We start from the raw sequence: 19,677 nt of genomic DNA on the forward strand, positions 1-19,677 counted from the left end.
GTAGTGAGCGGGACATCTCACGATGTGACATCAGCGGGGCGATCCGCGGCCGCTCGATAAAATGAGCCGACCGCAGTAGTGACTGCAGAAGACCGAGCGAGGAGCGCACGTGGGCCTTGTCGTGCAGAAGTACGGAGGCTCCTCCGTAGCCGATGCCGAAGGCATCAAGCGGGTCGCCAAGCGAATCGTCGATGCCAAGAAGAACGGCCACCAGGTGGTCGTCGTGGTATCGGCGATGGGCGACACGACGGACGAGCTGATCGATCTCGCCGAGCAGGTATCCCCGATCCCTGCCGGGCGTGAGTTCGACATGCTGCTGACCGCGGGAGAGCGGATCTCCATGGCCCTGCTGGCCATGGCGATCAAAAACCTGGGCCACGAGGCACAGTCGTTCACCGGCAGCCAGGCAGGCGTCATCACCGACTCGGTCCACAACAAAGCGCGCATCATCGATGTGACGCCGGGCCGGATCCGCACAGCGCTGGACGAGGGCAACATCGCCATCGTCGCCGGGTTCCAGGGTGTGTCCCAGGACAAGAAGGACATCACCACGCTCGGGCGTGGCGGGTCCGACACCACGGCGGTGGCGCTGGCCGCCGCGCTGGACGCCGAGGTCTGTGAGATCTACACCGACGTCGACGGTGTCTTCACCGCCGACCCGCGGGTCGTGAAGAAGGCCCGGAAGATCGACTGGATCTCCTCCGAGGACATGCTGGAGCTCGCCGCCTCCGGCTCCAAGGTGCTGCTCCACCGCTGTGTGGAGTACGCACGCCGATACAACATTCCGATCCACGTCCGCTCGTCCTTCTCGGGACTGCGCGGCACCTGGGTCAGCAACGAACCGCGAGGGGATCAGAAGGTGGAGCACGCCATCATCTCCGGAGTCGCCCACGACGTCTCCGAGGCCAAGGTCACGGTTGTCGGCGTCCCCGACAAGCCCGGTGAGGCGGCAGCCATCTTCCGCGCGATCGCCGATGCCGAGATCAACATCGACATGGTCGTGCAGAACGTCTCGGCGGCCACCACCGCCCTGACCGACATCTCCTTCACGCTGCCCAAGACGGACGGCGCCAAGGCGATGGCGGCCCTGGAGAAGCAGAAGTCCGCCATCGGGTTCGACTCGCTGCGCTACGACGACCAGATCGGCAAGATCTCGCTGGTCGGCGCGGGTATGAAGACCAACCCGGGCGTCACCGCCTCGTTCTTCGAGGCGCTGTCCGACGCCGGCGTGAACATCGAGCTGATCTCGACCTCCGAGATCCGCATCTCGGTGGTCACCCGTCAGGACGACGTCAACGAGGCCGTGCGCGCCGTGCACAGCGCCTTCGGGCTCGACTCCGACTCGGACGAGGCCGTCGTCTACGGAGGCACCGGCCGATGACGCGCCGGCACGGAGGCGTGGCGCGATGACGTCCAAACCGGCGCTCGCGGTCGTGGGAGCGACCGGAGCCGTCGGTGCGGTGATGCTCCAGATCCTGTCCCAGCACGCGGACGTCTGGGGCGAGATCCGACTCGCCGCCTCCCCGCGCTCGGCCGGCCGCAAGCTGGCCGTGCGCGGGGAGGAGTGCGAGGTCCTGGAGATCGGCGAGGGCCTCTTCGACGGCATCGACGTCGCGATCTTCCTGGCGCCCGGCGAGGTGTCCGAGCGGTGGGCGCCCGTGGCGGTCGCCAAGGGCGCCGTCGTCGTGGACGCGTCTCCGGCGTTCCGCATGGACGCCGAGGTTCCGCTGGTCGTCCCCGAGGTCAACCCCCATGCCGTACGGGTGCGCCCGCGCGGCATCGTCGCGAGCCCGCACGACACGACGCTCGCCATGCTCCCGGCCGTCGGCGCGCTGCACGGCGAGTTCGGCCTGCAGGAACTGGTCGTCTCGTCCTACCAGGCCGTCAGTGGCGCGGGCCGTGAGGCCGTGGCCTCGCTGCGGGCGCAGTTGTCGATGGTGGCCGGTACGGATCTGGGCGTGGGGCCCGGGGACGTACGGCGTGCGGTGGGCGACGACCTGGGGCCGTTCCCGGCACCGCTGGCGCTCAATGTGGTGCCCTGGGCGGGGACGGTCGCCGACGACGGCTGGTCGTCCGAGGAGCTGGGGCTGCGGGCGGAGACCCGCAAGATCCTCGGCCTGCCGGCTCTGAGGGTGACCGCCACCTGTGTCCGGGTGCCGGTGCTGACGACCCACTCGCTGTCGGTGCACGCGCGCTTCGAGAAGGAGATCACCGTCGAGCGGGCCCACGAGGTGCTCGCGACCTCGCCCGGCGTCGTGCTCTACGACAACCCGGAGGCGGGCGACTTCCCCACCCCCGCGGACGTGGTGGGCACCGACCCGACCTGGGTGGGGCGCGTGCGGCGTTCCCCGGACGACGCCTGCGGTCTCGAACTGTTCGTCTGCGGCGACAACCTCCGCAAGGGCGCGGCTCTCAACTCCGCCCAGATCGCCGAGTGCGTCGCCGCCGAATACAGGTGAGACCGCCCTCTTCGTGCCGGGTTGTACCCGGCCCGTGCTGCGGCTCGCGGGCGGGTGGCGTCGGTGCTGTCAGTGCCGTCTCGTAATCTCGTGGTCCCAGCAGTTAATACGACGTGGTGCGGCCCCCGTTCTTTGTAGGATCTGTGAACGCCCTGTGAGGGAAACGGTGGCCTGTGCCGCTTGAGCTGGGGCGTCGGCATGTTCGAGTATGCGATTCCCCCTCGCTGCAACCGGTAGTTGGGCGGGAGCGTCTTTGCGGGCACCTCGGCACGGTGCCCCAAAAATGGGGCATTGGGGAAGAACGGTGCGCATGCGGGTTTTCGGTTCGCCGCCAAAAGCGGTGGCATGCGCGTACAACCCTGGCGGGGGGCAGCGTGTCCAACAGGCGTGGCAGAGGTTCTCGACATCGCAAGGGTGGTCCCGGTACGTGGCGCTTCGGTGCGCCCGCGCCGCAAGCCACGCCCGGCCGGCGGCATGCCGGTGATCGCGCCCGTGCCTGCCTCCCGGACCACGCGCGTGCCGTCGCAGCGGCCGGGTGCTGAGGACACCATGGCCACGGGTACCACCGTCGACCTTCTGACCGAGACCTACCGCGCCCACTACCGATCGCTGCTGGGCCTCGCCGCCCTGCTCCTCGACGACACGGCGTCGTGCGAGGACGTGGTCCAGGAGGCGTTCATCCGGGTCCACTCGGCGCGGAGCCGTGTGCGGGACCCGGAGAAGACCCTCGCCTATCTGCGGCAGACCGTGGTCAACCTCTCCCGGTCCGCGCTGCGCAGGCGCATCCTCGGCCTCAAGCTGCTCTCCAAGCCGATGCCGGACATGGCGAGCGCCGAGGAAGGCGCGTACGACCAACTGGAGCGGGACGCGCTCATCAAGGCGATGAAGGGGCTGCAGCGGCGCCAGCGCGAGGTGCTGGTGCTGCGATACTTCGCCGACATGACGGAAGCTCAGGTGGCCGAGACGCTGGGGGTCTCCCTCGGCTCGGTCAAGGCGTACGGCTCGCGGGGGATCGCGGCGCTCCGTGTCGCCATGGAGGCCACGAAATGAGCGGCCGCGACCACGACTCCGAGCGTTTCGGGCTTTTCAAGAAGTACAGGCATGCTGAGCATTACGGGCCGGACGGGCCGTCCGACCACCGGACTGGGAACGACACTGTGAGCAACGGGCCGGCCGACGGGCCGAAGGAACGTCCGGTCAACGACACCGGAGGGGACGAGGACGCACTGCGGCGCCTGCTGCAGGGTGCCGTCCAGGACATCCAGCCCTCCGCCGACGCACTCGACCATCTGCGGCGGGCGGTCCCGGCGCGACGGGCCCGCAAGCGGCAGGCCCTGGTCGGCATGGCCGCGGCGGCCCTGCTGATCGGCACCGCCGTCCCCGCCTTCATCCACGTGGCGAATTCGCGGGGCGCCGACAGCGCCAACCCCGTCAACGCCGGACACGACCAGCAGGCGCAGGGCGGCACGGGCAACGACCCGGGCGTCACCGGTGGCGACAACGGCGTCAAGGCGCCCACCCAGGGCGCCGGGGACACGGTCTCGCCCGGCCGGACGACCGGACCGGGCCAGTCGGCGCAGGCGCCGACCGGCGGCTCGGACGGCGCGTCCGGCGCGGTGCAGCCCCCGGCGACACAGGCTCAGGCCTGCAAGCCCGGGCAGCTGGCGGTCTCGACGGAGCTGGGCGCCCCGGACGCCGAGGGCAAGGCGTACGGAACCTTCCGCGTCACCAACCTCTCCGACGCCGACTGCTTCGTCGGCGGCTCCACCGTCGGCTTCTCGGCGGTGGGCGCCGCCGACCCGGCCCGGATCGGTGTGGCGCGCCACACGGCGGGTGACGCGGCGAGCGGCCTGCCCGACCCGGCGGCGGAGACGGACGTGGCGGTCGCGACGGCGGCCCAGTCGTACGAGGTGAGGTTCGCGTGGGTGCCGTCCGACACCTGCCCGACCGAAGGCTCCTCCCCTGCTCCCTCCCCGTCCAGTGGTGACACCTCGGGCGGTGGCGGAACCACCGGCGGAGGCACCGGCGGTACGGCCAGTGGCGCCGGCGGCCAGGACGGCACCGGTACGTCCGAGGGGAACGCCGCCGAGCCGCAGCTGATGGTCGAGGACGGTACGCAGGACGGCAGCGTGACGGTCACGTACTCCGCGCTGAACGGCGCGGTCACCGGCCGGACGACCGTCCCCGACGCCTGCGCCGGAACTGTCTACTACACCGGCGTGCTGGCAGGCCAGTGACGCGGGGCGGGCCGGGGCGGAGCTGACGCCTGCTCGGCTCGGGGTGCGGTGGGGGCGGCCCGGCCGACGCGGGCCGGGTCTTGCCGGTTCGACGCGGCCGGGTGGGACGAACCGGCCGTGCCGACGCGGGCTCGGTTGGACCAGCCTGACGCCGCCGGGCCTGGCCAACGTGCCGCGAGCCCGGTCGCCCCAGACTGACGCTGCCTGGCCCACCCCGCCCGTGCCGTACGCCGCCCGTGCCGTACCCCGCCCGGTCGGGTCAGGCGGTCTCGAGGTCGAGGCCCAGGGCCTTGTCCCGGGCCGCTTCCGCCTCCCGGCGGACCAGGCGGAACCACATGAAGAGCACGAAACCGGCGAAGACGAACCACTCGCCCGTGTAGCCGAGGTTCTGGAACGCCTTCAGGTCCAGGCCGCTGTTCTCCGGGGCCGCCGCCGGCACGGCCGTCAGGCCGCCGTCCGCCTTCGACAGCGTGACCCACGCGTCGTACACGTCGTCCGGGACCAGGTTCACCAGCGACGCCGCGCTGATCATGCCCAGCTGCCCGCTCGGCAGACCGCCCGCCGTGTGCACCCCGTCCGTACCCGTGGACTCGGAGGCCTGCAGGGCCCCCGTGACCGTGACCTCGCCGGCCGGGGCGGCCGGCGCCCGCCCGCCCTCGGGCATCCAGCCACGGACCACGGGCAGCACCCGTCCGCTGTCCGTCCGCAGCAGCGTCAGCACGTACGAGCCGCTCCTGCCGTCGAGTTCACGCTGCGGGACCACGAACTGCTCGCCGTACCGGCCGGACGCCTTCGCCAGCCGGCCGGACGTCTCCTTGTCGACGGGCAGCAGCTCCTCCAGCGGTGCCGCCTTCTGCTGCTTCTCGTCCGGCCGCTGCTCCGCCTCACGGTGGGAGTCGACGCGGTCCTCGAACCTGCCCAGCTGCCACGAGCCCATGAAGATGCAGAAAGGGATCGCCAGCAGGACGAAGACGTTGATCCCCCACCAGCGGGGCGTCAGCAGGAATCGGTACACCCCTCTACGGTACGGAACGCGTCAGCGGTTCCGTGTGCCGGGTCGGCGACGGAGGCGGCGACCCGGGCGGCGACCGGGACGGTTCACCGCTCCATCGCGGCTCCCTTCAGATACCGGTCCGCGAAGTCGATCTCGAGGCGCACCTGCTTGATGCGCTCCTCCACCACGAGGGAGCCGTGCCCCGCGTCGTACCGGTACACCTCGTGCACCGCGCCGCGTGCCGCGAGCCTGTCCACGTAGTTGTCGATCTGCCGTATCGGGCAGCGCGGGTCGTTGACGCCGGCCGAGATGTAGACCGGGGCCCGGACCGCGTCGACGTAGGTCAGGGGCGACGATGCCTCGTACCGCTCCGGCACCTCCTCCGGGCTGCCGCCGAACAGCGTGCGGTCCAGTGCCTTCAGGTTCTCCATCTCGTCCTCGTACGACGCGACGAAGTCGGCGACCGGCACGGCGGCGAGGCCCACGGCCCACTCCTGCGGCTGGGTGCCGAGGCCCAGCAGGGTCAGGTAGCCGCCCCAGGAGCCGCCCGCCAGGACCAGCTTCGCCGGGTCGGCGAGGCCGGAGGAGACCGCCCATGCGCGGACCGCCGCGACGTCCTCCAGCTCGATCAGGCCGATCCGGTGCTTCAGGGCGTCCGTCCACTCGCGGCCGTAGCCCGTCGAGCCGCGGTAGTTGACGCGCACCACCGCGTACCCGTGGTCGATCCAGGCGGCGGGGCCCGCCGCGAAGGCGTCACTGTCGTGCCAGGCGGGACCGCCGTGGATCTCGAAGACCGTCGGCAGCGGACCGGTGGCGCCCGCGGGCTTCTGGACCAGGGCGTGGATGCGGCCGCCCGGCCCCTCCACCCACACGTCCTCGACCGGCACGGAGGCGGGGGCCTTCAGACCGGGAGGCTCGAGGACCACGCCACCACGGGTGGACCGGACCTGGGGCGGCTGCGCCGCGGACGACCACAGATACTCGACGCCGCCTCCCCCACAGGCTTCGGCCTGGGAGGTGCCCCCAGGGCGGGCTGTCGCGCCGGAGACCGAACCGGCCGGCGTGTCGATCCGGGTCAGCGCACGCGTCGCCAGGTCGTAGCGCCACAGCTCGTCCCGCGCCTCGAAGCCGTGCGCGATCAGCAGCGCGGAGCCGTCCGGATACCACTCGGCGTTCACGTCGCCCGGCAGCTCGACACCGAGGTCGGTCTCCTCACCCGAGGCGACGTCCCAGATCATCGGCTCCCAGCGGCCGCGCCGCTGATGCCCCACGAGGAGCCGGGTGTCGCCGTCGACCGGGGCGAAACCGAGGACCTCCAGGCCGAGCTCCACCGTGCCGCCCGCCGTGTCGTCCAGCTCGGCCACGGTGGTGCCGTCGAGCCGGGTCACCCGCAGCGAGGAGTGCATGGCGTCCCCGTGCTCCGTGTGCTCGATCGCGAGCAGCGACCCGTCGTGCGAGAGGTCGCCCACCCCGCCCGACTCCCGGTGCCGGTAGATCTCCCGGGGTGCCTGTCCGGCCCGTACGACATGGATCGTCGTGCCGTCCTCGTCGGTGGAGCGGCCGACGACCGCGGTGGTTCCGTCCCTGCTGATGGCGAGACCCGCCGGATACGAGGGCTCCAGGCCGGGGGCGGCGGGCACGTCGTCACCACCGTGGAACGGCTGGCGCATCCAGACGCCGAACTCGTCCCCGTCGGTGTCGGAGAACCACCAGACGGCCTCACCGTCAGGGGTGAGTATCCCGTCCGACGTGCCGTTCGGCCGGTCGGTGACCTGGCGCTGTTCGCCCGTCGACCGGTCCCAGGCGTACAGCTCGTACGTCCCCGTCGCGTTCGACACGAAGAGGGATCGGTCCGGCGCGTCCTCCGCCCAGTCGGGCAGGGAGACGCGCGGCGCCCTGAAGCGCTTCTCCCAGTCGGGCATCTCGGCCATGGTGTGTGCGTCGCTCATGCCCTCAATGAAAGCGGATGGCGCCCACATCCCCCGCAGCCTGTGGACAACTTGTCCACAGGCTGCGGTCCCGGCCCTGTTCCCGGCGGTGGATCACACCCCGCTGTCCGCCGCCGCGCCGCGCGTCACATCCCTTCGTCCCCCGCCCCTTCGCCCGCGAAGTCCGCCGCGTCCGCCGCCGCGAGAGCCGGCGCCGCGTGCCGGCCCGTCGGCCGGGCCACCAGATGGCGGGGGTCGGTCGCCCGCGTGATCGCGGACTCGACCGCCGCCACCCGGTCGGCCAGCAGCCCGAGCGCCGCGACCGCCCGCGTCAGCGGATCCCCGTCCGGGCCGCCGAGGGCGTGGGCGCGGACGTACCGCGACTTGATCTCCTCCCAGCGGGCCGCCTGCTCCGCCGTCAGCGTGCCGCGCAGCTCGGCCAGCTTGAGCAGGGCCGCCTCCGCGCCGGTCGTCAGCGTCTGGGCCTCGCCGGAGTAGTGGTCCTCGATCACGGACGCCAGCTCGTCGTCGTTCATGACGGGGCTGATCCGCTCCACGATCTTGTTCATGTTGCGGTAGGAGCCCTGGAGCCGGAACGGCGGCTCCGAGCGGGTCTCGTCGCTGCTCGCCGCCGAGGCGATGTACGCGGCGTTCACCGCGAGGACCGTGCGCCGGGCGGTCAGCAGATGCCGCAGGACCGCCAGGATCTGCTCCAGCTCCGCCGGCGGGTAGGCGTGCCGCAGCCGGTCGGCCCGCGCGGTCGGGTCGCCGGCGGCGAGCGCGACCAGCAGGTCCAGGTCCGCCCGGTCCCGGCCGGAGAGCGGCGCGAGCAGCGGATGGGAGGTGAGCGCGTTCTCGACGAAACTCATCGCGAACACGTCGTCCTTGCCGGTCAGCACGTCGCCCAGGTTCCACACGTCGGCACGGTTGGCGAGCATGTCGGGGATGCGGAACCGCTGCCCCGACTCCGTGTACGGGTTGCCCGCCATGCACACCGCGAAGCGCTTGCCCCGCAGGTCGTACGTGCGCGTCCCGCCCCGCCACACCCCCTCCATGCGGCGCTGCGCGTCGCACAGCGAGATGAACTTCTGCAGCAGCTCGGGCGAGGTGTGCTGGATGTCGTCCAGGTACAGCAGGACGTTGCTGCCCGCCTCCAGCGCAAAGTTGATCTTGTCGACCTCCTGGCGGGCGGTCGCGTTCGGCGCCTCCTCCGGGTCGAGCGACGTCACCGCGTGCCCCATCGCGGGGCCGCTGACCTTGACCAGGAGCAGGCCGAGCCGGTCGGCGACGTACTCCATGAGCGTCGTCTTGCCGTACCCGGGCGGGGAGACCAGCAGGAGCAGGCCGTTGCTGTCGGTGCGCCGGGACTCGCCGACGGTGCCGAGCTGCTTGGCCAGGTTGTCGCCGATGAGCGGCAGGTACACCTCGTCGATGAGCCGGTTGCGGACGAACGCCGGCATCACGCGGGGCCGGTGCTCGTCGAGCCGCAGCCGCTCGCGCTCGGTCGCGGCCAGGGCGGTGCGGCGCTGCTGGTACGACCGGAAGCCGGGGGCCACGTCGTCGCGGAAGCGCCGGGTCCGGGCCAGGAGTTCGTCGATACGGACTGTCATCGTCCGCCGCTCGACGCGCGGGTGGCTGCCGAGCAGCCCCTCGACCGGCTCGCTGAGCGGCGCCGCGCACTCGTACCGCACCAGGTCCGGGCACAGCTCGATCGCCGCGGCCTCCGCCAGGTCCGTGTCGTCCGCGCCGGTCGCCTCGGTGTAGGCGCACAGCCAGTTCTCGACCACCTGCTGCCGGGCCGGCAGGTCGTCGCCGAGCGCGGCCAGGTCGTCCTCGTACACCGAAGTCCCGACCGTACGGCGGAACTTGTCCAGCAGTGTGCGAGCCGAAGCGCCCGTCACAAAGCCCTCGGGGCCGCGGGTCAGTTCCTCGAAGAGGTACTCGGCCGCGAGCGCGTCCCCCAGCTCCCGGGCCATCTCCGCCCGGAACACGTCGATCGCCGGCGCCAGACCGAACGTCTCGCGCGCACGCGCCAGCGACACCGCACGCCGCGTCCACGCCGTGCGCCGTGCCTCGTCCGTGCCGTGCGCCCAGAACAGCTGGGCCGCGGCCCGCGCCTGCGGCGGGTAGCGCAGCAGCCCGGCCTGCTCGTGCAGCCGCAGCAGCGCGCCGAGGATCAGGGTCGCGTCGTGGTCGTGGACACCCCGCTCGTAGCCCTCGTCGTACGCCGCCTCCGCCGCCCTGCGTACGAGGTCGGCGAGATCGGCGCCCGCCAGGGCGGCCGCGCCGTGCTCGTCGAGGAGCCTGGCCGCCAGATGCTCGGCGCGGTACACCGACGCGTTCTCCGACGGGAGGGACTGCTCCCAGTACGGCCGGGTGTCCGTGAAGCCGGGCGCCGTCGCGTCGGTGACCGGGGAACGGTAGTCCGTGCCGGTCAGCGCGAAAGCGAGCCCGTCGCCCTGCGGCACCAGCGTCAGCTCGAACGGCTGGCTGTTGACCGCGAACCGGTGCCGGCCGAACCGGATCGACGAACCGCCGTCCGCGTACAGGTCGGTCCGGTCGCGCAGCGCCCGTGCCGCTTCCTGGCGAGCCGCCTTCAGCCGGCCCTCCAGCTCCTCCGCCCTGACCTCGTCGCCCAGTTCGCGCAGCTCGTCGGCGGTGCGGCGGACCTTGGCGACCATCGGGTCGGAGGCGAAGTAGGTGTTGATCTCGCCCGTGTCGGCCAGCGTGGCGACCCGCCGGGAGACCGTCTCCAGTACGCGCACGGCCGACCCCGCCAGCCGCTCGGCGCGCCGTGCGCGGGCGTCCTGGAGGGTCTGCCGGCGGGACGCGAACGCGTCGTACACCTCGGTGCGCTTCGCGCCCAGCTCGGCGAGGAAGTCGTCCGACTCGGCGAACCGGGACTCCAGGTTCTCCAGCCGCAGCAGCAGCGCCGCGAGCTGCTCGTCGCACGCCTCCGGGTCGGAGGCGGCGGCGAGCGCGCCGGTCACCGCCTGCCCGAGCAGCGCCAGTTCCGCGGCGAACTCCGCCTCGCCCTCGTGGGCGAGGAGCTCCCTGCGGCGGGCGTCGAGCGTGGCGCGGGCGCGGTTGACGCCGCCGAGGACCTCGGCGATCCGCTCCAGGATCGAGGTGCGGACGACCGCGTCGCCGATGTCGAGCCCGGCGACCACCTCGGTCACCGTACGCAGCCCTTCCGCCTGCCCGTCGAGCTGCCCGCCGACGGGCGCGGCCTCGGCGACGGTCGCGATCGCGCCCGCCTTCTCCGTCAGCTCCGCGATGTCCGCGTGGTAGTCCGCGAACGCGTCCTCACGCGCCAGGAACGCCACGGCGCGCTGGGCGAAGGAGGCGATGTCGGCGTCGGTGTCCGCGGCGAGGGCGTCGATGCGGTCCGTGTCCGCGTACCGGAGCTCCTTGAGGGTGATCAACTCGCCCTGTGCGCGGCGCAGTCCGGTGAGTCCGTCGACCCAGCCGCTCGCGCCCCGCGGCGTCTCGCCGCGCAGCCGGCGCACCTGGGCGGCGATCCGCCCCGCCGTCTCCTCCAGCGCGCGGGCGGCCTGCGCCGTCAGCTCCCGTACGGTCTCGAACTCGCCGATCACCTGCTCCGCGGTCGCCCGTACACCGGCGAGCGGCGTGGCGAGGTCGCCGAACTCGGGGTCGGCCAGCCAGTGGTACGCGTCGGCGGTCCGGGTGCAGGAGGCGACCAGCGCCTCGTAGACACCGGTCGTGGGACCGGACTGCGTCTCGGTGACGGCGCGGGCGAGCGACAGGCAGTCGGAGATGCCCCGCACCAGATCGGCGTTGCCGACGACGGCCAGCGGGCCCTGCCCGGCGGGGCGGGCGGCGGCGTAGGTGTCGGAGACGAACGGCGACTGCCAGCGCTGCACCGGGTGGACCCTGGCCGGCTCCCCGCCGTCGGTGCGCAGGACCAGCAGCGCGCCGTCCTCGAACACGGCGTAGCCCTGGCAGTTCAGGGGGGTGGCGACCGTCTTGCGGATCACGTTGTACGGCAGCAGGAGGCTGCGGCCCTCCGCGCGCGCGTGGAAGGCGAACATCACGTCCTCGCCGTTCGGCGACCGTACGGTCCGCTCGTACTCCAGCGCACCGAGCAGCCCGGCGTCGACGTCGAAGGTACGGGCGGTCCCCGTCGCGGCGAGGTAGTAGCCGCCGGGGAAGACGATGCCCTGGTCCTCCGGCAGCAGGCGGCAGGCCTGACCGATGCCGTCGAGCCGCACCACCGTCTCGGTGACCGTGTTGTGGACCAGGTACCGGTACGCCTCCTCCTTGTACGGGCGGATGCGCAGCAGGACCAGCGGTCCGACGCGGGCGTGCTCGATATCGGCGTCCGCCAGCGACTGGAGCGGCTCGTCGACGGGCTCCGCGTGGATGCCCTCGCCGGTCTCCGTGTCGTTCTCGGTCTTCACCGTCAGGGCGCCGCCGACGGTCGCGACGAACACCTCGCCGCCGATGGACACATGCGGATGCCGGCCGAGGACGTGGTCGTCGCGGGTCGAGGGCGTCCACTCGAACTCGTGCGACGCGGGGAAGACATGGTCGCGCTCGCCCCGCGCGTCCAGGAACTCGGCGCTCCCGTCGGGCGTCACCGCCCAGCGCAGCACCCGGATGTCGGTGGGCTTGTCGCCGGTGCGGAAGACGGCCAGCAGCCGGCCGCCCGTGCGGCGGAGCTGGAGGAGACGGGCCCCCTGGTAGTAGCGGTACAGGGCCTCGAACTCACGCAGGAACGCCGGGTCGTCGAGGAGTCCGGGCACCGCGTCGTCGGGAAGCCGGTTCAGGTCGCGGTCGTGCAGTGCCAGGACGTCGCCGACCGAGGTCTGCGGACGCACCCCGACGACGACGTTGTAGCCGAAGAGCAGGCTGTCGCCGACGGCGACGATGTCGCGCGGCACGCTGTTGTTCTCGGTGCGCAGGTGCTCCGTGCCGGCGAGCCGCAGTTCCGTCGAGCCGAAGGTGGCGACGCGGCGGGTGTTGAGGTCGTCGGCACGCCGGGCGAGCTCGGCCGCCCGGGCGGCGAGGCGGTCGCGCAGCACCTCGTACGTACCGGCGTCCATCGTGCCGGAACCCGTGGTCTGGGCTTCGGCGGGCCCGGCTCCCGCGGGGCGGGCGTCCGCCGGCTTCGAGCCCGTGGCCCCAGGGGCCGGCGGGTTGCTGCCGGGGGCGCTCTCCCCGCGGGCGGGGCCGTCGTTGACGGGCACGGCGGTGGTGGGCGTCGTCATGTGCCTGCTCGCTTCCTGCGATGAAGTTCGTGCCCGGGGCGGGACCGGCGCTGCTGACCCCCGTCCGGCAGCACCGGTCCCGCCCCGGAGATTCAGGCGGCCGGCTGGGCCGAGCCGTTGAGCGAGGCCGCCGGGGCGGCGCCGCCCTGCGCTGCCGGGGCCGCGAGCGACCCGACCGGGGTGTCCGCGAGGCCCAGCCGGTCGGCGGCGTCGAGCAGCTGCTGCAGCTGCCCGCTCTGCGCGCCGCCGATCCCGGACTTCATCAGCCGCATGAGCAGCGCCGACACCGTCAGGTTCTGCACGTCGCCGGTCGACACCGAGCCGAGGACCGACGTGAGGTCGTCCGTGAAGCTCGACGTGCCGTTCAGCCACGGCCCGGCCAGCGTCTGCGCGGTCTGCGAGTGCTCCATGAAGGAGTCCACGCTCTTGCCGAGCGAGATCGACGACATGAGCCGGTCGAAGAACACGGACTCCCCGCCGACGATGCTGATGTCGGCGCTCTCCAGACCCGCGGCGAGCACCGTGGCCTGCGCCTCCGCCACCTGGCGCTGGACGTCGATCCCCGCCAGCCGGATGTCCTTCTCCGCCTCCAGGCGCAGTCGGTACTCCTCGTGCCCGCGTGACGCCTCGTCCAGTGCCGCCATCGCCGCGGCCTTCTCGGTCAGACCCTCGGCCTCGGCCTTCAGCTTGTCGCCGATCGCCGCCGCGTCCGCCGCGCCCTTGGCCCGTACGCCCTCTGCCTCCGCGAGCAGGCGTGCCTGCGTCGCCCCGGCCTCCGCACGGCCGGCCTTCTCGATCGCGTCGGCCTCCTTCTCGCGCACCTGGACCGCCGCGAGCCCCTCCGCGGCCGCCTCGGCCTGGATGCCCTCGGCGAGCCGCAGCTTGGCACGGGCGTCGAGGTCCGCGGACTTCACCCGGGCCTCCGCGAGCGTGACCTCCTCGGCCGCGCGGTGCACGGCGGCCTGCTCGGCCGCCTCCGCCGCCTTGATGTCCTTGACCAGCCTCTCCTGGGCCTCGGCCTCGGCCGCGATGACGATCGCCTGGCGCTCGCGCTCCGCTTCCTCCACCGCGCGCAGCCGCTTGATCGACTCCTCCTGCTCGGCGACCGTACGGTCCACGGCGACCCGCTCGCGCACGACCTCCGCGATGTCCCGCTTCTCGGCCTCGACCTCCTTGTCGGCGGCGATCCGGGTCAGCGCGGTCTCCCGCTCGCGGGCGATGACCTCGAGCATCCGGTCCTTCTCGATGCGCTCGCTCTCGATCGCGATCACACGCTCGCGGTTCTTCTCCGCGACGGCCACCTCGCGCGCCTGGTTCTCGCGCTGGACGCCGAGCTGCTCCTCGGTCCGCAGGAACGCGCTCTGCGCCCGCAGCCGCTCCTCCTCCATCACCCGGGCGGTCTCCGCCTCCTCGCGGGCCCGCACGGTGTCGATCTCGCGGCGCTGCTTGATCTCGGCGTCGGCCTGCCGGCGCTCCAGCTCGAGGATGGCCTCGCGGGCGTCGACGTTCTGCCGGGTGATCTCCTTCTCCTCGGTGCGCTGGAACTCGTTGGTGCGCACATGCTCGACGGACGTCATCTCGGTGATCTTCCGGATGCCCTGCGCGTCGAGGACGTTGGACGGGTCGAGCTGGGAGAGCGGCGTCTGCTCCAGGTAGTCGATCGCCGCGTCCTCGAGGCTGTAGCCGTTGAGGTCGGTGCCGATGAGCTGGATGATCCGGTCCCGCAGCTCGTTGCGCTTGGTGTAGAGGTCGGTGAAGTCCATCTGCTTGCCGACCGTCTTGAGCGCCTCGGAGAACTTGGCGTTGAACAGGTCCTGCAGCGTCTCCTTGTCGCTGGCCCGGGCGGTCCCGATGGCCTGGGCGACCTTGATGACGTCCTCGGCGGTCTTGTTGACGCGGACGAAGAAGGAGATACGGATGTCGGCGCGGATGTTGTCGCGGCAGATCAGACCGTCGCGGCCGGTCCGCGTGATGTCGATGGTCTTCACCGAGATGTCCATGGTCTCGGCCTTGTGCAGGACGGGCAGCACGACCTGACCGGTGAAGGTGACGTCGACCTTCCGCATCTTGGAGACGATCAGGGCCTTGCCCTGCTCGACCTTGCGGAACAGCCTCGTGACGATCAGCAACAGACCTACGGCGATGAGCAGTACGGCGGCGATGAGCACGCCGATGCCCGCGGTGATGGCATCCATGGGGAATCCCTCGGGGTGAGAGGTGAAGAACGAGCGGCGAGAAGGGCTGCCGGTGCAGGCTGCCGGGTGGGGCTTCGGTACGGGTGTCTGTGTGCGGTGCTTGTACGGGTGTCGCTACGGGGTGCCGGCGAGCACGCTCGGGCGGCGCGGCTCAGCCGACGGGGCTTGACGAGTTCTGACGGGTTCTGGCCCTGGCGGGCTCTGACGGGTTCGGTTGACCGGGCCGGGCGTCCTCGGGCGGCGTCAGGCCGCGTTCGAGGAGTCGGCCCCGGGCAGTTCGCCGATCGCGGTGAACGGCGCGACCCAGAAGAACTCACCGGCTTCGTCGTACTGGTAGAGCAGCCCCGTGGACCCGGCGGCGAGAGGACCCTCGCCCTTGGCGTCCAGCTGTCTGACCTGTACGACGGCGGTGGAGCCGTCCCTGGCCCTGACCTCCGCCTGGCCGAAGCCCGCGTCCACCCGTCCCGTACGGACGGTGCACGTCATGCCGACGAAGTCCTGCCGGGACGGCACCCGTTCGTCGGGGAAGAGTTTCGCCACGGTGCGGACCAGCCGCCGGGTGACCACCCAGGCGACGAGTACGGCGGCGGCGAGGACCGTACAGGCGAGCGCCGCGTACGGGATGCCGGCCAGGTCGGAACGGCGCAGCAGCACCGAGCCGGTGAGGCTCGTGAACCACCCGATCGCGATCAGCAGCGACGCGGCGACGGCGACCGGCACTCCACCGAGCCCCGAAGCACCGATGCCGGCCGGCTCGACGTCGCCGTCGAACGAGTCGTGGTCGGCGGCTCCGAGCAGCACCAGGAGCCAGAAGACGACGACCACGGCGAGAGCGGCGCTGAACAGGATGGTGGGAAAGGCGAAGGCGGTCGACAGGAACTCGTTCACCGTTTTCGACCCCCGTCTCCCACTACCGAACCATCACCGGCCCATTGCCGAGCAGCAGCATCCGGGATGTGCCGGGCTGCCGACTGGTCCCATCCTGGCAGCGGGGACGACTCAGGCGCATTGCCGGGTTCCGGCAATCTTTACGGTGTGTGGATGCCGGATCGGGGGCCGCGTGACGCAGCCGGGCGCCGATTGGTTCCGGGGGCCGCGGGGGGAAATACGTGGCGCGGCGGCGGAGGCGCGGGCCATGTGCCTGGTCGGACATGGGGGGCGCCGTACGCAGGTTGCTCGCGGGGCTGCGGGGCGCGAGGAGTGCGGCGCGAGGGGGTTGGGGCGGGTCCGAGGGCGCGGCGCGAGGCGTGCGGGGGCGGGCCGGGGCCCGTCTGGTGGGGCGGGTCGGGGGCGCGGATGCCGAACCGGCCGGGGGCCCGCTCCGGTGTCCCTGGCGCGGCCGGGACGGCGGTACGAGGCAGCTGATGCCCGGCCCGTGGACGGGCCGGGCACCAGGAGCCGGCACTTGTCAGACGCTGACGCCTCGCACACAGACGGCTGAGTGCAGACGCCTCAGATGTCGACGCTCAGAGGCCGAGGCGCAGATGACGACGCTCAGATGTTGACGCCGAAGTCCTGCGCGATGCCGCGCAGGCCGGAGGCGTAACCCTGTCCGACGGCGCGGAACTTCCACTCCGCGCCGTTGCGGTACAGCTCGCCGAAGACCATCGCGGTCTCGGTCGAGGCGTCCTCGCTCAGGTCGTAACGCGCGAGCTCGTTGTTGTCGGCCTGGTTGACGACGCGGATGAAGGCGTTGCGCACCTGGCCGAACGACTGGCCGCGGCTCTCGCCCTCATGGATCGACACCGGGAAGACGATCTTGTCGACCTCGGCGGCCACACCGGCCAGGTTGACCTTGATCTGCTCGTCGTCGCCCTCGCCCTCACCGGTGAGGTTGTCACCGGTGTGCTCGACGGAGCCGTCGGGGCTCTTGAGGTTGTTGAAGAACACGAAGTGCGAGTCGGTCAGGACCTTCCCGTTCGCGTCCACCAGCAGCGCGCTGGCGTCCAGGTCGAAGTCGGTCCCGGTGGTGCTGCGGACGTCCCAGCCGAGGCCCACGACGACCGCGGTCAGGCCCGGGGCCTCCTTGCTGAGCGAGACGTTGCCGCCCTTGGAAAGGCTGACACCCATGGAAATCCCCTGCGCAATCCGGCGCGGGCCGCGCCACTTGACGATTCCTTTGCCCAACCGGTCAACGACGGACCCCCCGCTTCGGTTCCCGACCCGTCGCATCGCCTGTCAGGCCTCCGCTCCAGACTGCCACCCCACCCGGGCCGCCGGCCCGCCGACGCGCTACGAACGGGCCGGACCGTCGTCCTCGTCGACGAAGGAGCTGTCGAGCTCGACCAGGAACCGGGCGAACTCCTCGCCCCCTTCGCCGCCATCTCCGCGACCTTCTCGAAGTAGGTCCCAGGACCGACGGGCCGCGGCCCGCCGGTCCCGGGGTCGGCTCGGGAGCGGCGTGCCCCCGGCAGGGTCACACCCGGTCGAGCGGCCGATGCGGCTCCTCGGGCAGACGCACCGCGATCGTGTCGCCGGGCAGCACCGCACCGCCCGTGACGACGACGCTCATGATGCCCGCCTTCCGTACGACGTTCCCGGCGTCGTCGCGGCTGACGACCTGCTTCAGCAGCCCCGCCCGGAAGTTCTCGATCTGCAGGCACGGGTTGCGCAGTCCGGTGACCTCCACGACCGCCTCGTCGCCGATGTGCAGCCGTGTCCCGACCGGCAGACCGAGCAGGTCGATGCCGCGCGTCGTGATGTTCTCCCCGAGGTCGCCGGCCTTCACGTCGAACCCTTCCCGGGCGACCTCCGCGAAGAGCTCCTCATGTATGAGGTGCACCTGGCGCAGATTCGGCTGGGTCGGGTCCTGGGCGACCCGCGAACGGTGCTTGACCGTGATGCCCGCGTGCACGTCCCCCTCCACGCCGAGCCCCGCGAGCAACGTGATGCGGTCGCGGTTGCCCTTGGTGAACGAGTACTCCCCGTTGCTGCTGACCGCCGTCACCGTCCCGCTCATGGCGGAACCCCCCTTCTTCGTCGGCAGAGATCCGTGTCGAGCCTAGTCCGTGACACGACTCGGCGCGCTAACATACGTACATGCATGTACGTAACCAGCCGGGCCCGGACGGCCCGTCAGAGCGCGCCGCGGCCGGTCGGTCCCGCCCCCGGGCCAGCCAGGCCGACCGCAGAGCGCAGTCCCGCGGCGCGCTGCTGGAGTCCGCCGCCCGGGGCCTGTCCCGGTACGGCTACGGCAACCTGAAACTGGAACAGGTGGCCGGCGAGGCCGGATACACCCGCGGCGCCCTGTACCACCAGTTCAAGGACAAGCAGGAACTGACCCTGGCCGCGCTCGAGTGGGTCCTCGACACCTGGCAGCAGGAGGTCGGGCGCCTCGTCGACCAGGAACCGGAGCCCGTCGCGGCGTTGCGGGCCATGGCGCGTGGACACGCCGTCTTCTGCCGGCGTGACGTCGCGCGTATGGCGATCGCCCTGCGGCTGGAGTTCACGGGCCAGGACCATCCCGTCGGGCGGGCGGTGGAGAGCAGTTACGAGGAACTCGTCACGCTCTGCGGCGGCCTCATCGAGGCGGGCCGCGCGACCGGCACGATCCCGCCCGGCCCGCCGACCCGCACGCTGGCGTCGGCCTTCGTCGGCGCCCTCGAAGGAACCGTCGTCGCCCTGGCCGGCGAGGCCCCACACGACGAGACCCTCGCCGAACGGGCCGCCACCGGCGTGCTGGGCCTCGCCCCCGCTGCGCGCGACCGGTCGGAGGACCGCCGGTAGGCCCGAAACCCACGCGCCCGCAGTCCTGTTGGCACGTCCTCGAACCCCGGCCACCGAGAGGCGCCACCATGCACGACCGCACCCTGACCGCCCGTCAGCAGCACGACATACCGGCGGCGATCCGCTCCCTCAGCACCTTCGACGACCCCGACTACGCCGACCTCTTCGCCCTCCCCACGGACGATGCCGCACACACGTCACCCGAGCAGTGGGCCCGCACCGCCTTCGAAGACGTCGCGGGCTTCCAGGGCCAGGTGATCTGGCGCGTCATGCTCGGCCTGCGCCTGAAGCGGCGCTCCTCGCCGGACCACGTGGCCGGCTGGCGGATCGCCGACCGCACCGACCGGTGGATCAGGCTCGAGGCCAGCTCCTGGATGCTGACCGGCCACCTCGTCATGCATGTCGCCGACGAGCAGGTGTCGCTGGCCACCTTCATCCGATACGACCGCCCGGCAGCCGCAAGGGTCTGGTCACGCCTCTCCGCCATCCACCGCAAAGTGGCCCCCGACCTCCTCCGCGACGCCCACAGGATCCAACACCCCGCCCACCGCTGACGCGCCGACCGACAGCCCGTTGGCCTTGTGAGGAGCCCCGAGGGATGTCCTCGAGCTCCACTCGCCGCGCGCCCAGGTGTTCGTGAATGCCGGCCCCTGGCGCTGAACGAGCCGGAAGGTTCGCCAGTTGATCAGAGCTGGTGGCTGCCCGAGACGACTGAGACCCTCCACTGGGCCGGCCCGTCGGTCACCTGGATCGTAAGGCGCTGCAGCGTCTTCCCGGTGTGGATGACCCCCGCGGTGTGCGCTCCGTCGCATGCGATCAGATGGGCTTCTCCGTGACCGTCTCGGTCGACGATGGTCACCCTGCCCTTGCCGGAACAGCCGGCGTAGACGGTGTACGCCTCCTCGGA

The 19,677-nt window shown here is 71.9% G+C and carries 13 protein-coding genes; 6 read left to right on the forward strand and 7 right to left on the reverse strand.

Features of this window, described 5'->3' with window-relative positions; translation table 11 throughout:
- Nucleotides 1-109: 109 nt before the first annotated feature.
- The 4 genes from ACFYOP_RS19385 to ACFYOP_RS19400 all read left to right on the forward strand — a co-directional run bounded on the left by ACFYOP_RS19385 (nt 110) and on the right by ACFYOP_RS19400 (nt 4,696).
- Nucleotides 110-1,381, forward strand: a complete 1,272-nt coding sequence (locus ACFYOP_RS19385) for an aspartate kinase (RefSeq protein WP_356894463.1) — start codon at nt 110-112, stop codon at nt 1,379-1,381.
- A gap of 25 nt (nt 1,382-1,406) precedes the next feature.
- Nucleotides 1,407-2,459, forward strand: coding sequence for an aspartate-semialdehyde dehydrogenase (locus ACFYOP_RS19390; RefSeq protein WP_356894465.1), 1,053 nt, complete (start codon nt 1,407-1,409; stop codon nt 2,457-2,459).
- A 387-nt stretch (nt 2,460-2,846) separates the two neighbouring features.
- A complete protein-coding gene (locus ACFYOP_RS19395; protein ID WP_356894467.1) occupies nt 2,847-3,509 on the forward strand; it encodes a SigE family RNA polymerase sigma factor in 663 nt (220 codons plus the stop codon).
- A 107-nt stretch (nt 3,510-3,616) separates the two neighbouring features.
- Nucleotides 3,617-4,696: a hypothetical protein gene (locus tag ACFYOP_RS19400; RefSeq protein WP_356894469.1), complete on the forward strand. Its 1,080-nt coding sequence runs from the start codon at nt 3,617-3,619 to the stop codon at nt 4,694-4,696.
- 259 nt (nt 4,697-4,955) lie between these two features.
- Here the strand turns inward: ACFYOP_RS19400 and ACFYOP_RS19405 are convergent, their stop codons facing one another.
- The 7 genes from ACFYOP_RS19405 to ACFYOP_RS19435 form a co-directional block, all read right to left on the reverse strand.
- The gene (locus ACFYOP_RS19405; RefSeq protein WP_356894471.1) at nt 4,956-5,711 is read right to left on the reverse strand and encodes an SURF1 family protein; all 756 of its coding nucleotides are present in this window, start codon (nt 5,709-5,711) and stop codon (nt 4,956-4,958) included.
- Between the two features lie 83 nt (nt 5,712-5,794).
- A complete protein-coding gene (locus ACFYOP_RS19410) occupies nt 5,795-7,639 on the reverse strand; it encodes a prolyl oligopeptidase family serine peptidase (protein ID WP_356894473.1) in 1,845 nt (614 codons plus the stop codon).
- Between the two features lie 125 nt (nt 7,640-7,764).
- On the reverse strand, nt 7,765-12,684 hold the full coding sequence (locus ACFYOP_RS19415) for a DNA repair ATPase (protein WP_356894644.1): 4,920 nt from the start codon (nt 12,682-12,684) through the stop codon (nt 7,765-7,767).
- Between the two features lie 257 nt (nt 12,685-12,941).
- Nucleotides 12,942-15,044: an SPFH domain-containing protein gene (locus ACFYOP_RS19420; protein ID WP_356894475.1), complete on the reverse strand. Its 2,103-nt coding sequence runs from the start codon at nt 15,042-15,044 to the stop codon at nt 12,942-12,944.
- A gap of 243 nt (nt 15,045-15,287) precedes the next feature.
- Nucleotides 15,288-15,932: a hypothetical protein gene (locus ACFYOP_RS19425; RefSeq protein WP_356894477.1), complete on the reverse strand. Its 645-nt coding sequence runs from the start codon at nt 15,930-15,932 to the stop codon at nt 15,288-15,290.
- 606 nt (nt 15,933-16,538) lie between these two features.
- Nucleotides 16,539-17,114, reverse strand: coding sequence for a TerD family protein (locus ACFYOP_RS19430; protein WP_356894479.1), 576 nt, complete (start codon nt 17,112-17,114; stop codon nt 16,539-16,541).
- A gap of 346 nt (nt 17,115-17,460) precedes the next feature.
- Nucleotides 17,461-18,003: an MOSC domain-containing protein gene (locus tag ACFYOP_RS19435; RefSeq protein ID WP_356894481.1), complete on the reverse strand. Its 543-nt coding sequence runs from the start codon at nt 18,001-18,003 to the stop codon at nt 17,461-17,463.
- 80 nt (nt 18,004-18,083) lie between these two features.
- On the opposite strand from ACFYOP_RS19435, the gene ACFYOP_RS19440 reads away from it, so the two are divergent.
- Together ACFYOP_RS19440 and ACFYOP_RS19445 are read left to right on the forward strand one after the other, a co-directional pair.
- Nucleotides 18,084-18,770, forward strand: a complete 687-nt coding sequence (locus ACFYOP_RS19440; RefSeq protein WP_356894483.1) for a TetR/AcrR family transcriptional regulator — start codon at nt 18,084-18,086, stop codon at nt 18,768-18,770.
- A gap of 68 nt (nt 18,771-18,838) precedes the next feature.
- Nucleotides 18,839-19,324, forward strand: a complete 486-nt coding sequence (locus tag ACFYOP_RS19445) for a hypothetical protein (RefSeq protein WP_356894485.1) — start codon at nt 18,839-18,841, stop codon at nt 19,322-19,324.
- The last annotated feature ends 353 nt before the right edge of the window (nt 19,325-19,677 follow it).

This window comes from Streptomyces sp. NPDC006294 (assembly GCF_042870895.1).
In the GTDB taxonomy this organism is placed as follows: domain Bacteria; phylum Actinomycetota; class Actinomycetes; order Streptomycetales; family Streptomycetaceae; genus Streptomyces.

Coding starts and splice junctions, on each gene's coding strand:
- ACFYOP_RS19390 (WP_356894465.1), top strand. CDS start 1,407: ATGACGTCCAAACCGGCGCTCGCGGTCGTGGGAGCGACCGGAGCCGTC.
- ACFYOP_RS19410 (WP_356894473.1), bottom strand. CDS start 7,639: ATGAGCGACGCACACACCATGGCCGAGATGCCCGACTGGGAGAAGCGC.
- ACFYOP_RS19415 (WP_356894644.1), bottom strand. CDS start 12,684: ATGGACGCCGGTACGTACGAGGTGCTGCGCGACCGCCTCGCCGCCCGG.
- ACFYOP_RS19420 (WP_356894475.1), bottom strand. CDS start 15,044: ATGGATGCCATCACCGCGGGCATCGGCGTGCTCATCGCCGCCGTACTG.
- ACFYOP_RS19430 (WP_356894479.1), bottom strand. CDS start 17,114: ATGGGTGTCAGCCTTTCCAAGGGCGGCAACGTCTCGCTCAGCAAGGAG.
- ACFYOP_RS19435 (WP_356894481.1), bottom strand. CDS start 18,003: ATGAGCGGGACGGTGACGGCGGTCAGCAGCAACGGGGAGTACTCGTTC.
- ACFYOP_RS19440 (WP_356894483.1), top strand. CDS start 18,084: ATGCATGTACGTAACCAGCCGGGCCCGGACGGCCCGTCAGAGCGCGCC.
- ACFYOP_RS19445 (WP_356894485.1), top strand. CDS start 18,839: ATGCACGACCGCACCCTGACCGCCCGTCAGCAGCACGACATACCGGCG.